General features: G+C 43.5%; 25 protein-coding genes. 15 read left to right on the top strand and 10 right to left on the bottom strand.

Annotated elements, in window-relative coordinates; genetic code table 11:
• Positions 1 to 38 precede the first annotated feature (38 nt).
• Positions 39 to 1343: a YheC/YheD family endospore coat-associated protein gene (locus ACGTNI_RS18400; RefSeq protein WP_394464056.1), complete on the bottom strand. Its 1305-nt coding sequence runs from the start codon at positions 1341 to 1343 to the stop codon at positions 39 to 41.
• A 117-nt stretch (positions 1344 to 1460) separates the two neighbouring features.
• Between ACGTNI_RS18400 and ACGTNI_RS18395 the strand changes: the two genes are divergently transcribed.
• The 3 genes from ACGTNI_RS18395 to ACGTNI_RS18385 all read left to right on the top strand — a co-directional run bounded on the left by ACGTNI_RS18395 (position 1461) and on the right by ACGTNI_RS18385 (position 4640).
• The gene (locus ACGTNI_RS18395) at positions 1461 to 2597 is read left to right on the top strand and encodes a DUF445 domain-containing protein (protein ID WP_394464055.1); all 1137 of its coding nucleotides are present in this window, start codon (positions 1461 to 1463) and stop codon (positions 2595 to 2597) included.
• Between the two features lie 89 nt (positions 2598 to 2686).
• Positions 2687 to 3040, top strand: a complete 354-nt coding sequence (locus ACGTNI_RS18390) for a YlbF/YmcA family competence regulator (RefSeq protein ID WP_394464054.1) — start codon at positions 2687 to 2689, stop codon at positions 3038 to 3040.
• An 829-nt stretch (positions 3041 to 3869) separates the two neighbouring features.
• The gene (locus ACGTNI_RS18385; RefSeq protein ID WP_394464053.1) at positions 3870 to 4640 is read left to right on the top strand and encodes an enoyl-CoA hydratase; all 771 of its coding nucleotides are present in this window, start codon (positions 3870 to 3872) and stop codon (positions 4638 to 4640) included.
• A 45-nt stretch (positions 4641 to 4685) separates the two neighbouring features.
• Here the strand turns inward: ACGTNI_RS18385 and ACGTNI_RS18380 are convergent, their stop codons facing one another.
• Complete coding sequence (locus tag ACGTNI_RS18380) at positions 4686 to 4871, bottom strand: YhzD family protein (protein WP_085506876.1); 186 nt, start codon at positions 4869 to 4871, stop codon at positions 4686 to 4688.
• Positions 4872 to 5048: 177 nt separating this feature from the next.
• Between ACGTNI_RS18380 and ACGTNI_RS18375 the strand changes: the two genes are divergently transcribed.
• Entirely contained in the window at positions 5049 to 5948 is a 900-nt protein-coding gene (locus ACGTNI_RS18375; protein ID WP_394464052.1) for an ABC transporter ATP-binding protein, read from the top strand.
• Entirely contained in the window at positions 5941 to 7197 is a 1257-nt protein-coding gene (locus ACGTNI_RS18370) for an ABC transporter permease (RefSeq protein ID WP_394464051.1), read from the top strand. Before ACGTNI_RS18375 ends, ACGTNI_RS18370 begins: the two co-directional genes overlap by 8 nt.
• Before the next feature lie 201 nt (positions 7198 to 7398).
• Here ACGTNI_RS18370 and ACGTNI_RS18365 read toward each other — a convergent pair whose 3' ends face one another.
• Entirely contained in the window at positions 7399 to 7551 is a 153-nt protein-coding gene (locus ACGTNI_RS18365) for a YuzL family protein (RefSeq protein ID WP_394464050.1), read from the bottom strand.
• 121 nt (positions 7552 to 7672) lie between these two features.
• Between ACGTNI_RS18365 and ACGTNI_RS18360 the strand changes: the two genes are divergently transcribed.
• The 5 genes from ACGTNI_RS18360 to ACGTNI_RS18340 all read left to right on the top strand — a co-directional run bounded on the left by ACGTNI_RS18360 (position 7673) and on the right by ACGTNI_RS18340 (position 13759).
• Positions 7673 to 8902, top strand: a complete 1230-nt coding sequence (locus ACGTNI_RS18360) for a metallophosphoesterase family protein (protein ID WP_394464049.1) — start codon at positions 7673 to 7675, stop codon at positions 8900 to 8902.
• Positions 8903 to 8918: 16 nt separating this feature from the next.
• The gene (locus ACGTNI_RS18355; protein ID WP_394464048.1) at positions 8919 to 11843 is read left to right on the top strand and encodes an AAA family ATPase; all 2925 of its coding nucleotides are present in this window, start codon (positions 8919 to 8921) and stop codon (positions 11841 to 11843) included.
• Between the two features lie 60 nt (positions 11844 to 11903).
• Entirely contained in the window at positions 11904 to 12470 is a 567-nt protein-coding gene (locus ACGTNI_RS18350) for a GbsR/MarR family transcriptional regulator (protein WP_254901788.1), read from the top strand.
• 82 nt (positions 12471 to 12552) lie between these two features.
• A complete protein-coding gene (yhaM, locus tag ACGTNI_RS18345) occupies positions 12553 to 13500 on the top strand; it encodes a 3'-5' exoribonuclease YhaM (RefSeq protein WP_085506882.1) in 948 nt (315 codons plus the stop codon).
• A gap of 61 nt (positions 13501 to 13561) precedes the next feature.
• Positions 13562 to 13759, top strand: coding sequence for a sporulation YhaL family protein (locus ACGTNI_RS18340; RefSeq protein ID WP_085506883.1), 198 nt, complete (start codon positions 13562 to 13564; stop codon positions 13757 to 13759).
• Between the two features lie 133 nt (positions 13760 to 13892).
• On the opposite strand, the gene ACGTNI_RS18335 is transcribed toward ACGTNI_RS18340, so the two are convergent.
• Positions 13893 to 14777, bottom strand: coding sequence for a peptidylprolyl isomerase (locus ACGTNI_RS18335; RefSeq protein WP_394464047.1), 885 nt, complete (start codon positions 14775 to 14777; stop codon positions 13893 to 13895).
• 192 nt (positions 14778 to 14969) lie between these two features.
• Here ACGTNI_RS18335 and ACGTNI_RS18330 point away from each other — a divergent pair, with 192 nt between their 5' ends.
• Positions 14970 to 15053 carry a YjcZ family sporulation protein gene (locus ACGTNI_RS18330; RefSeq protein WP_037985558.1) on the top strand — a complete coding sequence of 28 codons (84 nt, stop codon included), beginning with the start codon at positions 14970 to 14972 and terminating at the stop codon, positions 15051 to 15053.
• A gap of 88 nt (positions 15054 to 15141) precedes the next feature.
• Here ACGTNI_RS18330 and ACGTNI_RS18325 read toward each other — a convergent pair whose 3' ends face one another.
• Together ACGTNI_RS18325 and ACGTNI_RS18320 are read right to left on the bottom strand one after the other, a co-directional pair.
• Positions 15142 to 15327 carry a hypothetical protein gene (locus tag ACGTNI_RS18325; protein WP_085506885.1) on the bottom strand — a complete coding sequence of 62 codons (186 nt, stop codon included), beginning with the start codon at positions 15325 to 15327 and terminating at the stop codon, positions 15142 to 15144.
• A gap of 160 nt (positions 15328 to 15487) precedes the next feature.
• Positions 15488 to 16036, bottom strand: a complete 549-nt coding sequence (locus ACGTNI_RS18320; protein ID WP_394464045.1) for a DUF3267 domain-containing protein — start codon at positions 16034 to 16036, stop codon at positions 15488 to 15490.
• Between the two features lie 263 nt (positions 16037 to 16299).
• Between ACGTNI_RS18320 and ACGTNI_RS18315 the strand changes: the two genes are divergently transcribed.
• Positions 16300 to 17946, top strand: coding sequence for a right-handed parallel beta-helix repeat-containing protein (locus tag ACGTNI_RS18315; RefSeq protein ID WP_394464044.1), 1647 nt, complete (start codon positions 16300 to 16302; stop codon positions 17944 to 17946).
• A gap of 73 nt (positions 17947 to 18019) precedes the next feature.
• On the opposite strand, the gene ACGTNI_RS18310 is transcribed toward ACGTNI_RS18315, so the two are convergent.
• Positions 18020 to 18538: a GbsR/MarR family transcriptional regulator gene (locus ACGTNI_RS18310; protein ID WP_394464043.1), complete on the bottom strand. Its 519-nt coding sequence runs from the start codon at positions 18536 to 18538 to the stop codon at positions 18020 to 18022.
• Between the two features lie 285 nt (positions 18539 to 18823).
• On the opposite strand from ACGTNI_RS18310, the gene ACGTNI_RS18305 reads away from it, so the two are divergent.
• The 3 genes from ACGTNI_RS18305 (at position 18824) to ACGTNI_RS18295 (ending at position 21863) form a co-directional block, all read left to right on the top strand.
• Complete coding sequence (locus tag ACGTNI_RS18305; protein WP_394464042.1) at positions 18824 to 20026, top strand: quaternary amine ABC transporter ATP-binding protein; 1203 nt, start codon at positions 18824 to 18826, stop codon at positions 20024 to 20026.
• On the top strand, positions 20010 to 20855 hold the full coding sequence (locus ACGTNI_RS18300; RefSeq protein WP_394464041.1) for an ABC transporter permease: 846 nt from the start codon (positions 20010 to 20012) through the stop codon (positions 20853 to 20855). The genes ACGTNI_RS18305 and ACGTNI_RS18300 overlap by 17 nt, the downstream gene beginning before the upstream one ends.
• Positions 20856 to 20930: 75 nt before the next feature.
• Complete coding sequence (locus ACGTNI_RS18295; protein WP_394464040.1) at positions 20931 to 21863, top strand: glycine betaine ABC transporter substrate-binding protein; 933 nt, start codon at positions 20931 to 20933, stop codon at positions 21861 to 21863.
• A gap of 897 nt (positions 21864 to 22760) precedes the next feature.
• Here the strand turns inward: ACGTNI_RS18295 and ACGTNI_RS18290 are convergent.
• The 3 genes from ACGTNI_RS18290 to ACGTNI_RS18280 all read right to left on the bottom strand — a co-directional run bounded on the left by ACGTNI_RS18290 (position 22761) and on the right by ACGTNI_RS18280 (position 24505).
• Positions 22761 to 23174: a YtxH domain-containing protein gene (locus tag ACGTNI_RS18290; protein WP_085506892.1), complete on the bottom strand. Its 414-nt coding sequence runs from the start codon at positions 23172 to 23174 to the stop codon at positions 22761 to 22763.
• A gap of 244 nt (positions 23175 to 23418) precedes the next feature.
• Positions 23419 to 23943, bottom strand: a complete 525-nt coding sequence (locus ACGTNI_RS18285) for a tryptophan transporter (protein WP_394464039.1) — start codon at positions 23941 to 23943, stop codon at positions 23419 to 23421.
• Between the two features lie 124 nt (positions 23944 to 24067).
• Positions 24068 to 24505, bottom strand: coding sequence for an HIT family protein (locus tag ACGTNI_RS18280; RefSeq protein ID WP_394464037.1), 438 nt, complete (start codon positions 24503 to 24505; stop codon positions 24068 to 24070).
• Between the last annotated feature and the right edge of the window lie 222 nt (positions 24506 to 24727).

Here is a 24727-nt window from a genome sequence, read left to right as displayed (position 1 = left end):
TTTTTTGCCAGGAGGTTTTTTTCATGCAACAGGAATTGTCAGTTCCTACTCATTAAATATTGACCGTATCGGTAAAGGTAGGAAAAGTAATCTGGCATCTGCTCTTTTAAAACAGGATGATCGAACAGGTGGAAACCAGGCTTGGCATTCACTTCAAATATCCACAACCCCTCCTCCTGATCGATAGCCATATCAATCCCTAATTCACCTAACTGGTAGTCATGTTCCTTATCTAATTCTTCACTGACCAATAATGCGGTTTTTTCAAGTCGTTGTCTGATTTGGCGACATTTTGATTCTGAAAAAATTTCATCTAATACGTATATCTTACCCCCATAAACGTGGTGGGTGGTTGGGTTAAGGCCATTTCCTGACTTAACTGCGATAAGTGTCAATTTCCATTTGCCAGTTTCATCTTTATTGGTATGAACGCGAAAATCGAATGGCTTTCCTTCGGTCTCCAGTAAGTTTATTTGCGGCTGGATCAAATATCCGGCACTCCCTTTGGGAAAGAAAGCCTGAAAAAAGGAATCCGTAGAAGGGAAGCGATGCGGATGGCGAGCGTCGGCTTCTAGTACATCAAGGGTACCATCATGATTTCGCTTCACTCGGCATAAGCCTTCTCCTCTGCTGCCGTGGGTTGCTTTAATATAGACAGCATCCTGTTTCAGCATTTCGCTGACCATCTGTTTGGAAGGATTGAAAATAGTTTTAGGCAGAAAATGGTCAAGCTGGCTGCTTTCCAGCAAATACTTAATGATGGTCGCTTTATTAAAGAAACCGGGATTGAAGACACGTGATTTCTCCTTCAGGGTACGCAGTGCCTGGACAACATGCGGGTGGTGTTCTGTTTTTCGATTGGTGATACGGTTATAAATGACTTCCGGAAGGGGCGATTCCACCTTGCGCCATAGATCACGATCATAAATGTAGCCGGTCATATAAGCAGGGAGAGTGGCGAGGTGCTGGTGTCCAAAGAACAGAGCCTGGTAGCCAAGCTCCCTGCCAGTATCACTGAAGGCTTCGAAATATTTGGAGCGGGGACCGAGTAGGGGCCCTTCCTTTTCAAATCCAGCGGTAAAAACACCGAAAGGGACGGTCAGTCGTGCTTCATCTCCTGTAATGTGACACATAGCCATCCGGTGATCCGGCAAGTTCAGCTGTTTTTTAGCCTGTGTCGATATCATGATGAAATTATCATGTTCCCGGTGTGTCAGACAGCGAATGGCACAGGAGTGTTGTCCGAAAGTAATGGATCGGATCGAGTGGAATTCTTTTTCATATGCTTTTGGCACAATCATTCTGGCATGCGCACCGGTATAATATCGAATGGCAAAATACATGGTACAGCCCTCCCCATCTTTGTATTTATATATGCAAGTCTTATTCGTGGCATGACCTTTTCTCTATTCGGGAAAATGATATATACTGATGACGGATGAGGAAATGAGGTTGATGATATGAACGTAATGTTGTTAGTAATGATGATGATGGGGATTGGGGCACTGATCGGCGGGCTGACCAATTCCTTAGCGATAAGAATGTTATTCCGCCCTTATGAAGCAAAATATATCGGGAAGTACCGGCTGCCGTTTACACCTGGTCTCATTCCCAAGCGGCAGCAGGAACTTGCCCGTCAATTGGGTCGAATGGTTGTGCAGCATCTTCTGACAGCGGAGGGTATCCGTAAGAAGCTGGAGGAAAGTGAGTTCCAGCGCCAGATGACCGTTTGGGCACAGGAGGAAGTCAAACAGCTTTTGAAGCAGGATAAAAAAATCAGCGAACTGCTGGCTGCCTTTGAGGTACAGACAAATGAAGCAAAAGTGCGGCGGAAGGTTTCCTACTGGGTGGAAACACAATATGAGGAAGTGATGGAACAATACCGTCCGCTTCCTCTCCATGATGTACTTTCGAGGGAGATGATTAAAAAGACGGATAAGGCCACAGATAAGCTGGCTGCAAATATCCAGCTGAAGATCGGCAGCTATATCGACAGCCCCGAAGGAAAACGAAAAATTGCTGATTTGATTGAACACTACCTGACAGGCCAGGGGTTTTTCGGGAATATGATTTCTTCATTTGTAACCCCACAAGGGCTGACAGATAAAGCCCATCCCGCAGTACTCCAATATGTACGGGCTCCTGAAACGAAAGCGTGGCTAATGGAGCTGCTCGGAAAAGAAAAAGAGTACTGGCTGCATCAGCCCGTTGGTGTGATTGAGGAAAGAATCGGAAAAAATGCTATCAAACGTACATTGGGCACCGCGGTTTCCAAAACGATGCCTCTCGAAAATTGGCTGGACCGAACCGTAGCAGACTGGGTGCGACCCATCCGCTCGAAAATCATCCAGGATGCTGTCCCGATGGTCGTATCACAACTTGGCACTTTGCTTGCCGAACGGATTGAACCGATGATGAAGAAACTGCACCTTGCAGAAATTGTCCAGGAACAAGTTGAGGCTTTTTCAGTGGGAAGACTGGAGGCGATGGTGCTGGATATTTCCAGACGGGAACTTAAAATGATCACCTATTTAGGGGCATTACTTGGTGGATTAATTGGTATTATCCAGGGATTGATCGTGATATTTTTAGGATAATGGCTCTATTCCTATACACATTCGTTCACGTTTGTTATAGTGGGGAAGGAATCAAAGTAAGTGAAACATACAGGAGGTAATTTTTTACAATGGCAAATATTTATGATAACGCGTATGACTTGGAGAAAGCGATTCGTAATAGTGAAGAATTCCAAGGACTAAAAGAAGCATATGAAGCAGTAATGGCTGATGAAGCAGCAAAGAAAATGTTCGATAACTTCCGTGAAACTCAAATCAACTTACAGCAAAAGCAAATGCAAGGACAGGAAATCACAGAAGAAGAAGTACAGCAGGCTCAACAAGTAGTTCAGCTTGTTCAACAGCATGAAGTGATTTCTAAGCTTATGGAAAAAGAACAGCAATTGAACACGGTGATCAATGATGTCAGTCGTATCATCACTAAGCCGTTGGAAGAACTATACGGCACTCCAGAAGAACAGTAATCGTAACAAAAAGTCAGGCCCACGGGTCTGACTTTTTTTTGCCTTCTACACACTTGTTTTAATTTTACGATTAACTTCCCAATTGCTGAAGATAGGTTTCAATATAGTAGGGTCCGTTACCATAAAAGTAAAAGATGGGCTGTGAAACGACTCGCTTTCCAGCTTCATCGCCTAGACACTCGCGTCATAAGCAGCCCATCAACGGGAAGAAAGGTCACTTCCCTTTTGCTGTTCTGCTTATGCGTGTCGTGTCTCCCAAGGCGATTACGCATTCATTTCTTTCCTGCGGGGGACCTGGCGAGCTTCCTCGGGCTTGCGCCCTGTGGGATCTCGCCTAGACCCTTCTCCCGCGGGAGTCTCCCCGTTTCCCTGCCCATCCAGCCAATTTTGTTACAAACGGACCCTTCGAGAAGTGTATAAGTAAAACCTTCATCCTAATGCGCTTATAAGACTTTTTCTAGCAATACAAGTGGCCATATAAGACGGTGTCCACAAGTTTGATTTCGAGAACTTCCTATGGCAAGGTCCGGTGGGGAACGGCGAGACTCCTCGAAAATGCTACGCATTTCCTTCGTGCGTGGGTTAAGTCAGGGTGAAAATTCAAAGTCCTGCGGGATGAGCATGACAGGTGAGACCCCGCAGAGCGTCAGCTCGAGGAGGCTCAGCGCATGTCCGCGGAAAGGGAGTCGTTTTCCACCGGACCGTTATGCAGGAAAAATCTCGAAATCAAGTCTTCGACTTTTAGGCATTGTAAGACATTTTGTGGCAGGATTTTGTAGACGAATTAGCGAATGAAAAGAAGAGGTTTTCATACAAAGAGGGGGATATTATGAATTACTTTGAATTAGCGAAAAATGATAACGTAATCGAGCTGAAGATGGCCCGGGGAGAACGATATAATGCCTTAAATGTGGCGATGCTGGAAGAATTCGTAGCCGCTCTCGAGGAAGTGGAAGCAAGTGATGCACAAATCGTTGTCCTTTCCGGGAAAGGTGACGGGTTCTGTGCCGGCGGAGATGTCACCATGATGACCGAAGTCAGTGATAAAGAAAAGTTTAATGACGTGATGAGCAATATCGAGGCAGTAGTGACAAAGCTCTATACGATGCCTAAGGCTGTCGTTGCTTCCATCCATGGTCCTGCTGTCGGGTTAGGTCTCAGCATCGCACTAGCTGCCGATTATATTATTGCAGATCCTGATTCCCGTTTTTCAATGAATTTCATCGGTATCGGGCTGCTTCCGGACGGAGGGGGACATTTCTGGCTGCAGGAGCGTCTTGGTACCCATCGTGCCAAGCAGTTTGCCTGGAATGGTGAAGAATTGTACGCCAAGAAAGCCTACGATTATCATCTCGTCGACCAGGTTGCCGGGGAAGACCTTCAGGCAGAAACGAAAGCGCTGGTCGCTCAGTGGAGCAAGCGTCCGCTGCAATCTATGATTGCTACAAAGCAATTATACCATCAGCACGGGGTGGAAAAGTTGAAGCAGTACCTCGAGGAAGAACGTAAAGCCCAGTGGAAACTGCGACAGACAAAGGATCATCAGGAAGGCGTTCAGGCTTTCATGGAAAAACGAAAGCCAGAGTTCACAGGCAGATAAAAACCAGGCTCCTATCAATGATTTCTGATAGGAGCCTTTCTCTTTCTACCTATGAAATAAGACAAGATGGCCTTCTGGTGCTACACAACGATGCGTGTGCTCTTCATAGCCGTGTTCCTGTAATTTATTCTGGCCGATTTGCTTTGCATCGTGATCATCGGCAGCTTCGAAATTTTCATCCAATAATTTTTCCCCATCTTTTGCGAAGACAGTCAATGCGTATGCTTTCATTTCAATCCTCCTCCTCATTTCCCACTTTCTACTATTAGATATGACAGATACAAATTCCTGCTTGTTTCTTATTTCTTTTCTTTCCCTATCAATCGGGCGGTTAAAAATACTTCGAAGAAATGAAACTATTTTCCTAATTCAACCGTATAATTGGAGTAATGAAAAGGGGGAGAGGAAATGACGCTTCAATTGGCAGGAGTGACCAAGCGTTTTGGCAGCACTGTAGCTGTAGATGACTTGTCGCTTACGATACCGGAAAAAGAAATGTTTGGATTTTTAGGAGGTAATGGAGCAGGAAAGACGACAACTTTCCGGATGATTCTTGGATTAATGGATCCTACGAAAGGGTCGATTGTCTGGAACGGAGAAACGATAAGTTACGAGAAGAGCCATATTATCGGCTATCTGCCAGAAGAGCGGGGGCTTTATCCTAAGTTGAAGGTGAAAGACCAGCTTGTCTATCTGGCAAGGCTAAGAGGAATGGATAAGCAGGCCGCACTTCGTGAACTCGACCGCTGGCTGGAACGCTTTCATATACCAGAGTATAAAGAGAAAAAGGTAGAGGAATTATCCAAAGGGAATCAGCAGAAAATTCAATTCATATCAGCAGTTATACATAAACCGGAACTGTTGATTTTAGATGAACCATTTTCAGGACTCGACCCTGTCAATGTCGAGCAATTAAAAAAGGCTGTTATCGATTTGAAAACAGGAGGAACTACTATCGTATTTTCTTCCCACCGCATGGAACACGTCGAAGAACTATGTGAACACTTGTGCATTCTCCAAAAAGGACGTCCGGTTGTACAGGGACAGCTGAAGGAAATCAAGCGTTCCTTTGGGAAGAAAAACTTGCGCATCCATGCTGATTTTGACTTAACCTACTTAAAAGAATTGCCTGGTGTAGTGAGATCCAAATCGGTGAGTGAAGGCTGTGAACTACAAATAGAAAACGAAGCGGCTGCTGCCAATGTTTTTGAAGCCATTCAGGGGAAAGGCTTTGTCCGTCTTTTTGATTTAGAAGAGCCTTCCTTGAATGACATATTCATTGAAAAAGTGGGTGCATCTTATGAATAAGTTTTTTATCATGCTGGCACATACTTATATGAATCGGTTAAAATCGAAGTCGTTTCTTATCACTACTGGTGTCACATTGTTACTTATTATAGGTCTTGCTAACTTTGAAACGATAACTGAACGGTTCACCGGAAAAGAATCAGAGGATAACCAGAAAGTGGCTGTTATTGGTGAGCAGGAGGGATTACTGGGACCTTTGCAAGGTTATTTGGATAATCAGGAGCCTTCGATTGAACTTGCTGCCTTTGAAGGAACGAAAAAGGAAGCCGAGCAGGCAGTTCAAGCTGGAGAATATACGGCTTTCATCGAAATCAATAAATCGGATGGAATCCCTCGCGCCACCTATTATGCCAACCAAATTGCCAACACAAGTATAAGCAATCAGATCCGCGAAGCGTTACAGCAAGTAAAGGTCATGATTGCTGCAGAGCAGGCTGAGATAGACCCGGAAGTATTCCAGCAGATTTCAGCACCTGTCAATTTTGAGACCGTAGCTTTGGAAGAAAACGCGAAAACGGAGGAAGAACTGAGTGAAGCGCGCGGCCTTGTCTATGTCATGCTGTTTATCATGTATTTTGCTGTAATCATGTATGGCAACATGATAGCCATGGAAGTAGCAACAGAGAAATCAAGCCGTGTGATGGAAATATTGATTTCCAGTGCTTCGCCCGTCGCCCAGATGTTTGCTAAGATTTTCGGTATTGCTTTACTTGGACTATCGCAAATCACGTTATTCATGGTTGTGGGTTATCAGGCAGTTAAAATGAATCAGGACACGTTGACGGGCGGTGTTTTTGACTATTTTGGACTGAATAATTTGGAGATCAGTCTATTCGTCTACTTGATCGTTTTCTTTATTCTTGGGTATCTTCTTTATGCTACGCTCGCTGCGATGCTCGGTTCACTCGTCAGCCGGATCGAGGACGCTCAGCAATTAATTGCACCGATGACACTGGTCATTGTCGCAGCCTTCATGATTGCTATGTTCGGACTTAATGCACCGGATTCAGGGTTTGTCACGGTTACTTCGTACATCCCGTTCTTTACACCGATGCTGATGTTTTTGCGGGTCGGCATGCTGGATGTGCCAATTTGGGAAGTGGGGTTGTCCATTGGGATTCTAATCGCCACGATAGTGCTGCTAGCTGTCATTGGTGCAAGAATTTACAGCGGAGGAGTACTATTGTATGGGAACTCTTCATCACTAAAGGATATCAAAGCAGCATTGCAACTGTCGAAAAAAGAATAATTGATAAACCGCTGGGGGGGGAGTCCTGGCGGTTTTTCTTATAACCAAAGTTCATTTTCCTGTTATAGTAAGAAGTTTATTGAGATAGGGCAGAACATTTATGAGACAGGTCGGAACATGCCTCACTTAAGTCAGAAGTTCTTCCTGTTAAGTAAGAAGTATAGCAGCCAAGGCTTAAAGAATAGCCTGGCTGCCAGGAAGTTATTCTCCCATATTCTTCTTGCCATATTGCATGTTCGTTGTCTGGTGTTCGGGTTCATCTACAAATGGATCGACGGGACCCTGGTTTTTCCTTCCCTTGACACTAGCCGCACTTTTAGCGCGCTCGGATGGGTTTTTCTTTTGTTTTGGCATTCGGAAAAGCACCTCCTTGAACTTAGCATTTCCTAACTTCCTGAAAAATTGCTATCGAACGTGCATTCGTTTTTTTGCTTTGCTACAATGAAAGGAAACAAGGAGAAGGAGAGGTACAAGCATGAAAACTAAACCTCATCTTAAGTTCATTCATTGTGCTGATTTACATATAGATAGTCCATTCAAAGGGGTGGGGGAGCTGCCACCTCCATTGAACAGGCAGGTTAGGGAAAGTACCTTCTTTGCTTTGGATAGGCTGGTCGATCTAGCTGTAACCCATGAGGTTGATTTTGTTTTGATGTCCGGAGACTTATTTGACGAGGAAATCAGGAGTCTACGGGCACAAATCAAGCTGAGGGACGCTTTTCGTAAGCTTAAAGAGAATGGAATCAAGGTGTTTGCCAGTCATGGGAACCATGACTATTTGTCAGCCGATTTCCACCATGTCACATACCCGGACAATGTCCATGTCTTTAAGGAAGAACAGGTAACCCACGAAGCTTTTAGCAAAAATGGAGAAATACAGGCCATCATTTATGGATTCAGCTATCATAACCGGGCGGTCAAGGAAAGAAAAGCAGCGGAATACATCCGTACAGCTGATCATGCCTATCATATTGCCATGCTTCATGGCAGTATTGAAACCAATACGGAACATGATGTCTATGCTCCCTTTCGTCTAGGGGAGTTGCAGGAAAAAATGATGGATTATTGGGCACTTGGTCATATTCATAAACGGACTAAATTAGCTGAAGATCCACCGATTATTTATCCTGGCAACATCCAGGGGAGGTCAATCAAGGAACCCTGTGAAAAAGGCTGTTACCTCGTAGAAATGGGAGAGAACGGAACGAATTTGACCTTTCTGCCACTTCAGGCGTTCCGATTTGAAACGTTCCACTTATCGACAAAAGCAGAAAGCTTTGATGAACTCGAACAAGTTATAACAACAAAGAAGGAAGAATGGAGAAACACAGGTCCGGCAATCATCCATTTACATATTACCGGAGGGGAAGGACTGGCAACTCTTCGGCATCATCATCAAGAGATGGAGGAGCTGGTGGAGATTATCAATGAACAGGAACAATCGGAAGACCAGTGGTTGTGGATCAGAAAAGTGGATATAGAAGCTGTTTCTCCATGGGATGAAGGGCAGCTGATGCAGGAGAAGCACTTTGTAGGGGAAATGCTCCGTCAATTTCAGCAGGCTGAAGAGATGGACGACTGGCTGAAACCACTGTACCGTCACCGTAAGGCCCGTAAACATTTAGAAGTTTTGAGGGAGGAGGAAAAAGAGCAAGTGATGCAGGAGGCGAAGGATTTATTGCTTATGGAATTATTGAAGCGATGAGAGGAGGGACGACTGTATGAAAATCACCTATATCCATATATATGGCTTTGGAAAGTGGCAAAATTTCACGTTGCATCTGGAAAAAACGAATTTTCCGATCATGATTGGGAAAAACGAAGCAGGAAAATCGACAATCCGGAAGTTTATCTTATTCGTACTTTTTGGATTACCTCCGAAGCAACGTGAATTTTATCAGCCGAAAACAGGGGGCACGGTAGGAGGCAGAATGGAACTTCTCCTGGATAATGGAGAGAAGATGATGGTTGAGCGTCTCCATGATCGGAATAAAGGAGCAGCGGTCTGTTTGTTACCGGATGGGACAGAGAAAGAGGAAAGCTACCTGCAGGCATTGTTAGGAATGGGCCGCAATACGTATGAATCGATTTTTTCCTTTGAAGCTGCTGATCTCACTGACCTCCATAAAATAGACCAGGATGACCTTGGAGAAACATTACTTAATATCGGCTTGACAGGATCAACTAGGATCAATGAAACGGAGAGGACATTGGGACAGCAGCTCTCCGAACGATTCCGCCCCCAAGGAAAGAAGCCGCCAATCAACCAGCGGCTGCAAGAACTCGACAAGATAAACGAGAAGCTGAAGGATATGGAACGAGAAGAAGCGTCTTATCAGCAGCTGAACAAAGAACAGCAGGAAACTAAGGATCACCTGGAATTATTGCGGCATCAAAAAGAAACAATACAGGAAGACTTATTTCGTCTGCAACGATTGCTGCAAGTGAAAGATGTAGTGTTAGCCTACCATCAGTATGCGAGTTCCAGAATAGAAAAGCCGGTGGAATTCCCTGTTGATGGAAAAGAAAGGCTACATGCCCTCAAGGATCAATTGCTGCCATTAGAAAGCGAGCAGCAGCTCGTCCGTCAGCACATACAGGAAAATGAGCAGAGATTGGAAAACGTCCAGAACTCCATGCTTTCTCCCAAGCTGATGGAAGAAATGAAGGAATTATCAGCTGCTCTTCCTGACATACAAGACTCGATAAGAAAAGAAGAGGAACTAAAAGAACGCATCAGGAAATACGAATATAACGTTACTCGTGAGTTGAAAGAGTTGAATATCAATCTCACCCAGGAAGCGCTGGCGAACTATGATTTTCCATTCTTTTTAGAAGAGGAATGGGCACAGGCTGCCAGACAGAAAGAACGCCTGGAAGGTGATGAAGAGCGGGTGAAGGAACAGGAGTATCTGCTGTCAGCTCAGGAAAAGCATATAGAAGATAGAAGGGCAGAATGGGAGGATCAGCTCCTGGATGAAAGTTCTTATCATCACTATATAACGGATTTGGAAGCTTTTGAACAGAAGCAGCGCCGTGGCGGGGGAAATGAAGGTTCAGCGTCTGATAAACGGCAGCGACAGGCGAAGCAGACATTTGGCCTGACTGCTGCCCTGGCAGCGATTGGACTTTTGACTGCATGGCTGCTGTCCTCTTTGCCTGTTGCCATGTTTGCTATTCTGATGCTTATTGGCGGCTATTATATTTATAGACAGTCAACTTCGTTGGGGCCTGAGTTGTCCCAGGAATCGGACGTTTCTAATCTTTCTGAGGAAGAATATTATTTATTTCGTAAAAAAGTCGACCAGCATGAAAAAGCCTCCTATGAACTGGATCACCTGCAGGATCAATGGCAGCGTTCTTCTGTAGAACGGATGAAGCTGGAGGAACAAAAGCAATCCATTTGTAGCCGGCGTGAGCGACTGAACCAGCTGATAGAAGAGCAGCGCAAACAATATCCTTTTTTAGAAGTATCACCAGTTCATTGGGGACGGCTCTATCATGCAGTAAAACCGTTACAGGAACAGTACCGCCAGGCCCAAGAGCTGAAGGAAGAAGTTGCTTCCCTGGAAAATGAACGGAAAAAGTATACGGTGCAATTGGAGACGTTTTTAACAGCCGCTGGATGGGAATGGAACGATAATCAGCTTTCTGCGTTGATTGGTTATTTTCATGAGGGAGAAAAAGCAGTTCAAGAAACAGACCGGGATCGTGTACGCTTAGAGGTCGATATAGAAGACCTGCGGGAGAAGAAAAAACAGTTGGAGATAAGAATGCTACCGTTCAAAAGGGAAAAGAACTCCTTATTTGAGGCAGCGGGATCAGAAAATGAGCAGGACTTTTTACAGATTGCTGAAGCAGCCGAAGCAGAAAGGAACCGTCGGGATAAACGGGAAGACTTAAGAAGGCAGCTGACAACGATATTGAAAAAGGGTGATATCGAGGGTTATCAAGTTATGGAGAAAGTACCGGATTATCAGCTGCTGGAACAACAACTAACACAGCTCCAAGAAAAATTACAACACGTAGAGGAAGAGCGGGATAGCAGAAGGCAAGAGCTTGCTGACCTCCATAATAAACTATCTAAGCTGGAACATGCAGCTTCTTTTTCTGAGCAACGTCACCAGCTGCAGGCAAAGCGCGATGAACTGCAGGCAGAAGCAAGAGAATGGGCTGTCCTGCAAACGGCATACAACATGTTGCTGCAAACGAAAGAAGTGTATCAGCACACGTACTTACCTGATGTATTGGACCGGGCGAGCGACTTGTTTTCCCGGCTGACCGAAGAAGCCTATCATCGAGTGCATTTTCACCCTGAGCAGGGGGATTTGCAAATAGAAACGGCTGATGGTTTCAGCTTCAGTGCTTCTGAACTTTCCAGAGGTACGGCAGACCAGCTTTATGTCGCATTACGTCTGTCGTTGAGTGCCGTACTATCCAGTGAAGAACGCCTGCCATTTCTTATTGATGATGCATTTGTTCATTTTGATCGTACAAGAACCGGAGTCATGATGGATATCATCAAGGAGCTCACCGTTTCCCATCAGGTGTTTTTGTTCACGACCAGAGAGGATTTGGCTGATAATACGTCCGGGGCTGCAACGATCAAACTCTCGGACCGGATAGCAGGCGGGTTAGCTAATTGAAATTATTAATGGTAAAATGTTTTCAGATTAGATAGGGATGGATGAATGGAGGGTTTTCCTGTGGCGAAAAAAGGACAACAGACAGATTGGGGTAAATATGAAGAAACAGTGGAAAAGTTCATCCAGGTGATTGCGAAAAATATGAGCCTGTATGGGGTTACTCCTTCCATCGGCCGTTTGTATGGAGTTTTGTATTTTGCAGACGAACCCATGACGCTCGATGAAATGCGCGACGCCCTGGCGATGAGCAAGACGAGCATGTCGACAGGTGTCCGTGCATTATCCGATATGAAAATGGTCGAGCCAGCGTTCAAACGCGGAGTGCGGAAGGACCTGTATAAGTCGGAAGAAGATTGGTATAAATCATTCACTACATTATTTGGGAGCCGTTGGCGCCACCATACCGAAACAAACATCGAGGAAGCGGAAGAAACGATCGCCAAACTCGAAAAGATAGCAGATGAATCTGAAGATGAAGAGTTGCAAGAAAGAGTTTTAGCGGACATTGAGCGACTGCGTTACGCCAAAAATTATTATCGCTGGCTGATGGAGTTTATCCGCGTTGTGGAATCCGGAGAAATTTTTCAGTATGTACCCAAAATCGATCAGCATGAAGATGATCGGTGATGGGTGAACTCATATAGACCGATTCCGAGGAAAATTACAGGTAGCGTTGTTCTTTTTTGTTGGTAAGCGGGGAGGAGATTTGATGAAGAAAGGGATAGCTAATTATAATATCGGGGATGGTTTTGACGGATTTATGATGATTAAATCCGCTTCTAAAGGAGTGGCGAGCAACGGGAAACCTTTCCTGACGTTAATATTGAAGGACGCAACAGGAGAAATTGAATCGAAGCTTTGGGAAGCTACATTCGAAGATGAAGCTGTATTTCAAGCCGAAGAACTCGTGAAATTAAGTGGAGAGGTAACCAGCTTTCGGGGACGCCCCCAATTGAAAATCCAGTCGATCCGACCTGTTCAGGCAACGGACGGGGTAGCGCGGGAAGACTTTATTGAGAAGGCTCCTATTAAAAAGGAAGCATTGATGGAGCGGATCACCGAAGCCATTTTTGAAATGAAAAATCCGAATATCCAACGCCTGGTGAGATACTTCGTGCAAAAGTATCAAGAGGCATTGCTGACGTTTCCAGCCGCCACTAAAAATCACCATGCTTATGTTTCAGGACTCGCTCACCATATCGTATCAATGCTTAACTTAGCGCGGGAATTGAAAGAGCTGTACCCTTCGCTGAATAAAGATTTGTTGTATGCCGGCGTGATACTTCACGATTTAGGCAAGCTAAAGGAATTATCTGGAGCGGCCGCTCCTAATTATACAATGGAAGGAAAATTGATTGGGCATATTCCGATGATGGTCCAGGAGATCGGTCAGGCTGCGGAAGAATTGAAGATTAATACGGAAGAAGTGACCATCCTGCAACACCTGGTCCTATCACATCATGGCAAGAGTGAATGGGGGAGTCCGAAGCCGCCACTCGTACGGGAAGCAGAAGTCCTTCATCTTATTGATATGCTTGATGCTAAAATGAATATGCTCGATCGCGCCCTTGGTAAAGTGCAGCCAGGGGAGTTTACCGAACGGTTATTTTCTATGGAGCAGCGCTCCTTCTATAAACCTTTATTCGAAGATAAATAAGGCATATACGTCCGCTTGTCCGCATAAATATTAGTACAAAGCGGACAGGGAGGATCATGCCATGTTATTCGGAATTCCAATTTGGGTTTACTTTTGCATCCTGTTCATCTTCCTGAGTGGTTATATGGCTTATAAAGCAATGCGTGCCGAGAAGAAGCTGGAACACCAGTTTATCGAACGCGAAGGCCAGGTCTATATCCGACGTATGGAAGAGGAGCGCGAGCAAAGAAAACATAATAAGTCTGTTGCTTCAGGTTAATTATTGTTTTTTCCTCCTTTATGATGAAGCTGTCTGAACTTACATGTCAGGCAGCTTCTTTTTGTTTTAAAATCATAGCGTCAACGAAACATAAAAACAGCCAGGCATGGCTGCCTGGCTGTTTTGTCTGTCATCAACCTTCTGCAGGTTGTTCTGGCTTGTCGAATAGTCCCTCAAACTCATCAAGTTTTACGTCAATTTCAGCATCTTCCATCATTTTATCCATTTTGGCCTGGAGTTCCTGCTGGTCAACTTTTTCGGAAGCCAGTTGACGTTTGATGGTATCTTTTTCTTCTTCAAAAGAACCAACATCTTCTGCTTCTCGTTCATCGGTTTTCTTTATGATGTGAAAACCAAATTCCGTTTCGATTGGCTCACTGATTTCTCCGACTTCCAGATCGTAAGCAGCATCTTCGAATTTGGCCGTCATTTCACCAGTTGAGAAGAAGCCAAGTTCGCCACCCTTTTCTCCTGAGCCAGGATCAGTAGAATGCTCTTTGGCCAGTTCAGCAAAATCTGCTCCGTCATCCAGTTGCTTTTTAATATCTTTAGCTGTCTCTTCATCTTCGACAAGAATGTGGCTCGCTTCTACTTCTGTTTTCATTTTATCGTAATAAGTCTGCATTTCATCTTCTGCTACTTCGACATCTTCCATTGCTGCTTTCTCCTGGAGCAGGCTTAGTCTAAGTGTATCTTTGAAATCTTCTTCATCTTTGAAATTATTTTGCTGAAGGATCATTTCGAATTGGTCACCGTATTGTTCCTTCATTTGCTCGAGTTCTTTATCTACTTCTTCTTCAGTGACTTCATAGTTGGCAGATAGAACTTCAGACATGACCAGCTGCTGAAGTACTGCTTCACCATTCTGGTCTTTTAATGCTTCGTAAAATTGTTCCTGTGTAATATCTCCGCCACTTGTTTCAACAACGACTTCGCTATTGTCTTCCGCATCTGAACTGCAGGCAGATAGGGTTAATACTCCTGCTGCAAGTGTGGCAGCGACTGCAAACTTTTTCATTCCTCAAACACTCCTATTATGTAATTAAATTCTAGACGTAGGGCAGTAAACAACCTATGACATAATATAACATAACCGAGTTAGCAAAAACTAGTACGTTTTTCAAAATATTAGGGATAGGGGGCATGCGCCTATCCAAAGGATGAGGCAGCTGCATAGGATACTGTATGTATCAGATAAGGGGGTGAGGTTATGAGTCGAGGATATGGTGGCGGTTTCGCTTTGATCGTCGTGCTATTCATTTTGCTCATTATTGTAGGGGCAGCATGGCTGTAATCCCTGACAGGTGAATTAGAAAAGCCAGACGCTGGTTTAAGCGTCTGGCTTTTTTTCGTTTATTTTTATTTGGAAGTCAATCATGAAGTCAGACCGCTGCGTTCAAGACCTCTACATAGGAGGAAATCAATAAAATCGTTATTAATACATTTATTGTACGGAAGACACGCGGCTGCTTCTCTTTAGACATGTTCGTCTTCGTACATAACGAATGAGTCAGAGAATTTATGATGAGTAGAATGACTAAGGCGTAGATGATAAATACGAATGCCACAGCTGGATTACCCCCTTTATTCTTATCCATTACTTTAACAAAAATTAATGTTTTTGAACAGAATTTAATATTTGTAAAATCAAGACAGAAGGGAAACGTAAATCAAAAATCGAGTACAAAACCCTGTGAGGTTTTATACTCGATAATCTATCTTTATTATTTAGGAGCTTTTTTGTTTAATTAAAATATCATAACCATCTTTTGCATTTTCAATGATACAACGACGAGGGGCCCGGATAAATTGGTTCAGGTACAGGAAATCGGTGAATGATAACCCGATGTTTACAGCTGCAAACAGAACAAGATAAGCGAAATATCCAGGGAATATGAAGCTCATCGCCAAGGCTGGCATAGTAATAAATAAAGTCGGTGCCAGTGCCATGAAAATAGATGTTTTTTTAGATAATTTGGATTGACACCGGTAATCAAATGTCGGAATCAATCTTCTTTTGAATGCCCATTTCACCCTTACACGCTTATTAGCAAGTACTAATGGCAATATATGCATCATCCGGTGCAATGACGGTAAGAAGAACAGAATGACCAGCAAAGGGATGAACCCATGGTCTTTTACATCGTGTGTCAAATGAACCAGTGAAAAAGGCAGATACAATATCAGAAATGCCAACAACCCTGTAAGAAAGGATGTGAGATAAATACGATTATTACCGAAATCCTTAGTGATGTTTACTGTTTTCCAGCAATTCATCTCAGAATCCCCCTTTGCTGTAAAAATGACTGAAACATTAGAATGAATGTTTCTATGATATTTGGGGTGAAACCATATGTTTTAGTAGCACAAATGGAATAATAGTATGTTTTCATTAAAAAAGCAATAGGTTTTTATAAAAAAAATAAAAGAGTTTTTGGACTGCCATGACAAGGCTTGATGCAGATATGTTTACAAGGTTTGAAAAATGTTAAACGGGTTATGGAAAAAAGAGAGGCGAAGACTGGAATGGAGAGATGCACATGGGCAAATATACAGATAAGCTGAGGCAATATAAACCAGATCGAACCGATGCAGATGATTCTGTTGACACCATAGTCACTTCCCGGATTAAGCAAAGGATACGTACGCTGGAAAGAAAAATTGGCACGGACAGCAGGCATCATATTGCAACAGACCAACCCGATATTAAAGGGGACGGAAAGCATAATGATACTGCAGGTATCCAGCGTTTACTGGATGAAGCGAAAGACAAACCGAGTGGAATTTCTATTTATTTCCCAGCAGGTGTTTATAAACTTACATCGACCCTCTTTATCTTCGAAGGGACACGTATAGAGTGTCATCCAAAAGCGGTTTTCAATAAAGTGCATCATCGCGGCATGCTCCAGAATATAAAGAAAGACAGTACGGACACCGGGCATAATGGAAATGGGAATATAACAATTATTGGAGGAATATGGGATAATAACGGCCACCGTTACTTAGGAGGGACGTGTTTTGTTTTCGGCCATAGCAAAAATTTAATATTCCGTGATCTAACAATAAAAGATGTATCACCTGGCCACGGGATGGAAATAAACTCATCTAAAAATGTCCTGATTGACGGTTGTAAATTTATTGGGATGGCCCCTAAGAAAAAGAAGCTTTATTCCGAAGCCGTACAGCTGGATTTGATGAAAAGTAAAGGGGTTTTCCCCTGGAAAAAAGGACATTTCGACCATACCCCCTGTCAGGATGTAATGATTACAAATTGCTACTTCGGCCCAAGCGACAGACTGGGAAGCTGGGGGAGAGCGATCGGATCACACTCAGCAACCTCAGACCGCTGGCACCGGCGAATTATCATTACGAACAATATCATGGAAGGAACGTTGCAATGGGGAATAAGGGCTTATTCCTGGGAGGATGTGACGATTACAAGTAACATTTTCAGTGGATGTGGTGCTGGTCTCTCGATAGATCCAAATCATGTAGGGGAGGGGGAAGTGGACAGCGAAGACATCGATGGCAAACAGACATACAGCAGCAATCAGGTAAAACGAATCACCATTCAGGGGAACCAGTTTACGAAACCGGGCAGGCATGGCTCCGTAATGAGTATTACCGGTGATCAACATCACGACATGCTAGAGGTGAATGTCACGGGGAATATCATCGAAAATCCTGCCCCCACCTATAGCATTTATCTTGCGCACCTCGCTCACTCTAACGTTTCCGATAATATTGTAACCGGCGGAGATAAGGGCATCAAACTAGTGGCATGCAGGCAGGTGAATGTCATTGGGAACAACATAAAACAGATAAAGGCAACCGGTATTGAGGCATTTAGTGGTAATAGAGATTTGACCATAGCTAATAATACATTGTCGCTGATAGGACGCCATGGAATATGGGTTACTGGCAATGTCATGACGTCGGTAAATAATAACCATATGACTGGAATTGGTGGAGGAGGTGCAGCAGCTCAGGGTATACGTTTGACTTCTTCATGTGAAAGAATTTCCATCATCGGTAATGTGTTCAGTAATCAGGAGCCTGGGTATCGAATGACGTGTGCTATTCATACCGCTTCGTGTACCAAAAATACGTTAGCTGCAGCTAATAACGCTTTCGGTATAGGATTCGATTTTTGCGGGAATGTTACCGAAAATGGAAATGCGGGATAAATAAAGATAAAGAGGAGAGAAACCGGCTTGATGATCGGTTTCTCTCCTTTATTATGGAAGAATCCGGTGGCTGCTAAACCAGGTCTTTAGCTGTTGGTTTCATCGCTTTGAAGTTATCAGTAATCAACCGGTGGAAGCGAATCATTTCCCCGAGCCGCTCATGCAATTCCTCAATCTTTTCCATGTCGGCAGGTTCTTCGATTTGCTTTACTTCCTTCTTTATAGAGGATTCTATTTGTTTTAACGATTGTGCTTGTCTGTTAGCTGCATCGAGCCATTTTTGTATATAAGAAGTCATGAATTGCCGATATAAGTTTTCATCTGCACGATAAAGGTCTTTTCGGACCCCTTTTTTCCAGACACTTTCAACGAGGTTGAGATCTAGGAGACTTTTAATGCCATTGCTCATGGCAGTTTTACTTTTTCCGAGTGCTTTACTCATCTCGTCGAGTGTCATTGGTTCACCATGCAGGTACAAGGTCACGAATAATCGAGCTTCGGTTGGGGTCAATGCGAACATTTCTAACGTCTTAGAAAATTCATGAATGACCTGGGTATGCAGTTCTTCGATTGTATTAGAATAAGGAGCCATAGAATCCTCCTTTGTAAAAATTGGCTAATTACCACGTTATATCAAGGTGAAGAAAAATCAAAATGAGTGATAGCGGTTTAATTTAAAGAAAAAGAGAGGAAAACTACGATATTCACTTTCTAAATTTTGTACAGAATAAACTGTACGTTATTTTCATACTTTTTTAACTGAGTTTATTGTTTGTACTTTTTATTACATATGCGTTACAGTATGTAGGGTGAGCGCAGAGAAATGGGCAATACTAATCATAAAAATTAGACAAAAAGTTATAGTGAGGTGAATTAAGTGCCTGTTATTAAAGTAGATAAGTTATCCAAAATTTTTGGTAAGAATGCCAAGCAAGCGACTAAGCTGCTTGACCAAGGCTTATCAAAGGAAGAAATATTAAAAAAGACAGGTAACACAGTAGGTGTCAATCGTGCTTCTTTTGAAGTAGAAGAAGGAGAAATCTTTGTCATCATGGGTCTATCCGGAAGTGGTAAATCGACGCTGGTCCGCCTGATCAATCGTCTGATTGAACCGACGGAAGGCAGTGTCATGATTGACGGGGACGACCTGGCCAAGATGAATAAGCAGGATTTAAGAAAAGTACGCCGTGAAAAATTGAGTATGGTATTCCAAAAGTTCGCTTTATTCCCGCATCGTACGATTCTTCAAAATGCCGAGTTTGGCCTTGAGGTACAAGGTATCGATAAGAGTGAACGTGAAAAACGTGCCAAGGAATCTTTAGAAATGGTTGGTCTTGGCGAGTATATCAACCAATATCCTTCCCAGTTATCTGGCGGGATGCAGCAGCGTGTCGGTCTGGCGCGGGCATTGGCTAATGATCCAGAAGTTCTGCTGATGGACGAAGCTTTCTCCGCTTTGGATCCGTTGATTCGTAAAGAAATGCAGGATGAACTATTAGAACTGCAGGAAAGTATGAAGAAAACGATCCTGTTCATCACACATGACCTGGATGAAGCACTTAGGATTGGGGATCGCATCGCTTTGATGAAGGACGGAAAAATTGTCCAAATCGGTACACCGGAAGAAATCCTTGTCAATCCGGCTAACGATTATGTTGAGAAGTTCGTCGAAGATGTTGATCGCTCTAAGGTACTGGAAGCCCAGCACATCATGAAACGTCCAGAAACAGTGGACATCGAAAAACATGGTCCACGTGCTGCTCTGGAGCGAATGAGAAAAGAAGGTTTGTCCAGCATTTATGTGGTGGACAGAAAACGAAAGTTATATGGTTATGTAACAGCAGACGATGTTTCTGCTGCCGCAAAACAAGACAAGAAAGATTTAAAGGACATCCTTCATACGGATGTGCCAAAAGCGGATATGAATACGAGCATGCACGAAATCTTCGATATGATACATGACTCTCCTGTACCGATCGCAGTCGTTGAAGAAGATAAGCTGAAAGGTATTATCGTAAGGGGAGCTGTCATTGCAGCATTAGCAGGAAGCGAGGTGTCAATCAATGGAGATCATTCCTAAGCTGCCTGTTGCCGAGTGGATTGACAACGCCACGGATTGGACAACAGATACATTTGAGTTTTTATTCGATTTCATCAAGCAGGATTTTGGAGATTTTATTGAATTTTTCGCAGAGGATCTTTTGATGGCGATTCCGATCTGGTTATTTATCGCAGTCATTGCCGTGCTGGCTTTCTTTGTTTCAGGTAAACGGTTCGGGTTAGTTGCTTTCTCGGTGATTGGATTATGGTTTATCAGTAACCAGGGATTATGGGAAGAGCTGATGAATACCTTCACTCTTGTCATATTTGCCAGTCTGATCTCAGTTATCATCGGGGTGCCGTTTGGTATCTGGATGGCAAAAAGTAAAACAGTGCAGACTATTCTCACACCGATACTCGACTTCATGCAGACAATGCCGGCATTCGTCTACTTAATTCCAGCGGTAGCGTTTTTCAGTATCGGGATGGTACCTGGGGTATTCGCATCGGTTATTTTTGCGACACCTCCTACCGTAAGATTCACTAACCTTGGTATAAGACAAGTATCGAAGGAACTGATTGAAGCATCTGATTCATTCGGTACTACAGGCACGCAGAAATTATTTAAAGTACAGCTGCCGATGGCTAAGACAACCATCATGGCTGGTATCAACCAGACGGTCATGCTTTCGTTATCCATGGTTGTTATCGCGTCTATGATCGGTGCAAAAGGTCTTGGACAAACCGTAATCACCGGTCTGCAACGCGCGGATGTGGGGACTGGTTTCGTAGCAGGATTAGGAATTGTTATTCTTGCGATCATTATTGATCGTTTCACACAGAACTTAAATACACAAAAAGGTCAATAAGGTCTAATTAAAGGGTAAAAGACCAGCTTCTGCTGGTCTTCTCATAAAAATTCTATTAAAAGGGGCGAATTAATTATGTTTAACTTAAACTGGAAGCGGCTTGGAATAGCTGCAGGTCTATCATTGTCACTTGTCGCAGCAGGTTGTGGTTCTGATGAGAATGAGGGCGAAAGCAACGAAGAATCAAACGGAGATAATACACCTGACTACAGCGAAGAAGTCAACTACACGATTACTGGAATCGAAGCAGGTGCAGGGGTAGTGGCAGCAGCAGAGTCTGCGGTAGAAGAGTATGAAAACTTGAGCGGATGGGAAGTATCAACTTCTTCAAGCGGTGCAATGGCACAGGAACTCTCAAGTGCTTATGAAAACGAAGAACCAATTATTGTAACTGGCTGGACTCCTCACTGGAAGTTTGCGAAATATGACTTGAAATATCTTGAGGATCCAAACGAAGTTTTCGGCGGTGAAGAAGAAATCAAAACAATGGTCCGTCAAGGATTAGAAGAAGATAAGCCAAACGCCTACAAAATTTTGGACCAATTCCAATGGGAAACAGGCGACATGGAAGAAGTTATGCTTGAAATCTCTGAAGAAGGAGCTTCCCCGGAAGAAGCGGCACAGAATTGGGTAGAGAATAATGCTGATAAAGTAGAAGCGTGGACGGAAGGAACAAAAGAAGTAGATGGGGAAAAAGTTACACTAGTATATGTGAACTGGGACTCTGAAATCGCATCAACGAATGTCGTCAAGTATGTATTGGAACAACAAGGTTTTGATGTAACGATTACTGCTTTGGATAATGGACCAATGTGGGAATCCGTAGCTTCAGGAGAAGTAGATGGCATGGTTGCTGCATGGCTCCCAGGTACACACGGTGCCCAATATGAACAGCATCAGGATAGTCTGGAAGATCTTGGGGCGAACTTGACCGGTGCTAAAATTGGTCTGGTCGTTCCAGAATACATGGAGGTAGACTCCATTGAAGACCTACAGCCAGATGAATAATTGACTTTTATCACCCCTGCTTTCCTGTGAAAGCGGGGGTTCCTTTTATTTAGGCTCCGTTGTTTCCGTTACGGTAGTAACGGTTTGGAGGTCCGGGAAATTACTCGCTTTCCATGGGCGTACGGTGAGCTTCCTCGGGCTAAAGCCCTGCGGGATCTCACCATGTACTATTCTCCCATTGGAGTCTCGCAATTTCCCGGCCCTCCTTGAGTTTATAGGAGAAACGGAAACATCGGTATATGGTTCTTCAAACAAAGAGTGAGCTGCATGAAATATGAGCTTTAAACCGCGTCTTTGTTCAATTATCCATTAAAAGTAGAGAACATCTACAATATGGTATGGGTTCGTATCTCCCATTCTTCGGATGGGGTGGTTGGGAAACTGGGAGACTCCCGTGGGAGAAGGATCTAGGCGAGATCCCACAGGGCGATAGCCCGAGGAAGCTCGCCGGTTCCCCTGCAGGAAAGAAACGAATGCGTAATCGCCTTGGGAGACACGACACGCATAAGCAGAACAGCAAATGGGAAGTGATTTTTCTTCCCGTTGATGGACTGCTTATGTCGCGAGTGTCTAGGCGATGAAGCTAGAAAGCGAGTAGTTTCCCAGCCGCCCCTGACCCTTTTATGGTAAAAAAGCATGGATATTTCGAAATCAAGTCTTCGACTTTTCGGCCCTATTGTGAAAGAAGCCTATTATGACAAATCAACAATAAAGTTTAACAGAGTCTTTATTTAAAGGGAGACAGGGAAAGTTTCAATACTATTAGAAATGGACAGGGATCAAGGGAAAACGAAGTGCTTCCTGTCAAACAGGTAATTGAACCATTTGCACTTTGAGACATCAAAAGGGCTGCCCCGTCGAAGTCTTACATCGACTTATGGGACAGCCCTTTTAAAGTTATGCCTTTGGTTTGTCTGGATCTTCCATTGGTGGCGTCTGTGGAGAAGTGTTTTGTTCTTGTTTTGCTTTTTCTTCTAATTCTTTCAAGCTTTCTTCGATTTGCTCGAGGTATTTCTGGATGTTTTTCTGATGAGGTTCTACTGTCTTTTTCCAGCTTTCAATGGACGACTTCACATCTTCCGAAAGGTCTTTAATCAATTCAGCTCCCTCTTTGGAGGTCTGGGCAATTTGATCTTTCAATTGCATGCCGTCATCTTTCAGTTTGAGTACCGTATCTTTCAGCTGTGCACTTTTGGCTTTCGCGTTTTCGCGGAATTCTTCTCCGGAAGTTTTTGTATTCATCAACGTGTAAGCGGCACCAGCTACTCCACCCACAAAAAAGCCCAATAGTAAAGATTTACCGTTTGCCATAACATAACCCCTTTCAAACATCTTCTTTTTTTATTTTCTCTTTCTATGTAAAAATGAAACCCTTTTTAAAAGAATATCGGCGGCTTCCCATTATTATGTCCGTTTATCGTTTAAAAACACTTAGCTTATCGCTGGACCCTTATAGGGAAAGCCTTCATTTTTATTATACTTTATTCTACACAGAAAATTAATGGTTTCTAAAGTGTAAAAAACCTCCAGCCTGCGAGCCAGAGGTTTATGAATGTTATTGATAACTCACGCTTGGTTGTGACCGTTTCATAATTCCCTGGGTTACAGGATATATGACCATCATTGCAATGGTATTGATCGCAGCTGTCGGCAGCACGATAGTAGCAAACATGACAGGGAAACTTCCTTCCATCAAGCCGATGATGAATAGAATGACGCTAAGGAAAATGGTTCCACTGACCATGGTGCCTAAAGCTGTCAACAAGGGGGCGTAGATGTTCTGTTTCACAAATTTTCGCCCTGCGATGAATAACCCGAAGAAAGCTAATGCGGTCAACGGCTTATCAATAATGTTCGCTATCTGACCTCCAGGTACTGTTGTCGTAAGTGCAGAAATGAATCCTGTCGCCAAGGAAAGGATCATCACATATTTGAATTTAGGAAATAGAATAATTCCCAGAAACATCATCGCCAACAGCATATCAGGACGCATTCCTAAAAAGAATGGCGGCATGATTGCATGTAAAACGGCACCAATCCCAACAAGTAATGAAAGCATGACTAAAATACGAATATTCACTTTATTCTCTCCTCTTCTCTACTGAGCTCTTCTAAATTTACTTTTCCAGACGTGTCCTCGTGACCGTCTGCGAAAGTATAGGTACATTATATCAAAACATCATCAATGAGCAAAGTATATCTATTTATGTGGAAGAGATGTTCTGATTGATTTCTTCCGCAATTTTTTGCAGGTCATCTGTGTTGTATTCATCCGAATGGACTTCCCAGTTGGAGCTGTATCCATCTCCTTTGCCGTATCGGGGAATCAGATGAATATGTAGATGGAAGACTGATTGATCGGCTGGCTTTTCATTGTTGTTCAAAAGATTCATTCCAATTGGCTGATATGTCTCTTTAATGGCAGAAGCAATCTCTGGCACGCGAGTGAACAGTTTCCCAGCGGTTTCAGCATCGGTCTCATAAATGTTTTTCGTATGTTTTTTTGGAATAATAAGCGTATGACCTTTCGTTACCTGGCTGATGTCAAGGAATGCGTATACATCTTCGTCCTCATATACTTTTGCAGAAGGGATGTCGCCTGCTACGATTTTGCAAAAAATACAATCTTCCTTATGACTCATACTACTCACTCCTTTATAATAGTTGTCTGTATTGTATCATAATCTTGACATCGGTAAGAAACCACTCCGCTTATAAAATTAACCCATAAGAAAACGAGTCTGGGACATAACTAGCCGAAAATAGTAAAAAAAGGGTTCCGATTATCGAATTTTGATGACCGGAACCTTTTTTACTGAGTCAATCTCATAATTGGTTAGACGGTTTCCGTTTCAGGCCGTGTA

Origin of the sequence: Thalassobacillus sp. B23F22_16, from assembly GCF_043496955.1 — a bacterium.
Taxonomy (GTDB): Bacteria; Bacillota; Bacilli; order Bacillales; family Halobacillaceae; genus Thalassobacillus; species Thalassobacillus devorans_A.
The sequence above is the reverse complement of the archived record's forward strand: the minus strand, read 5'-3'. Positions and strand labels throughout refer to the sequence as shown.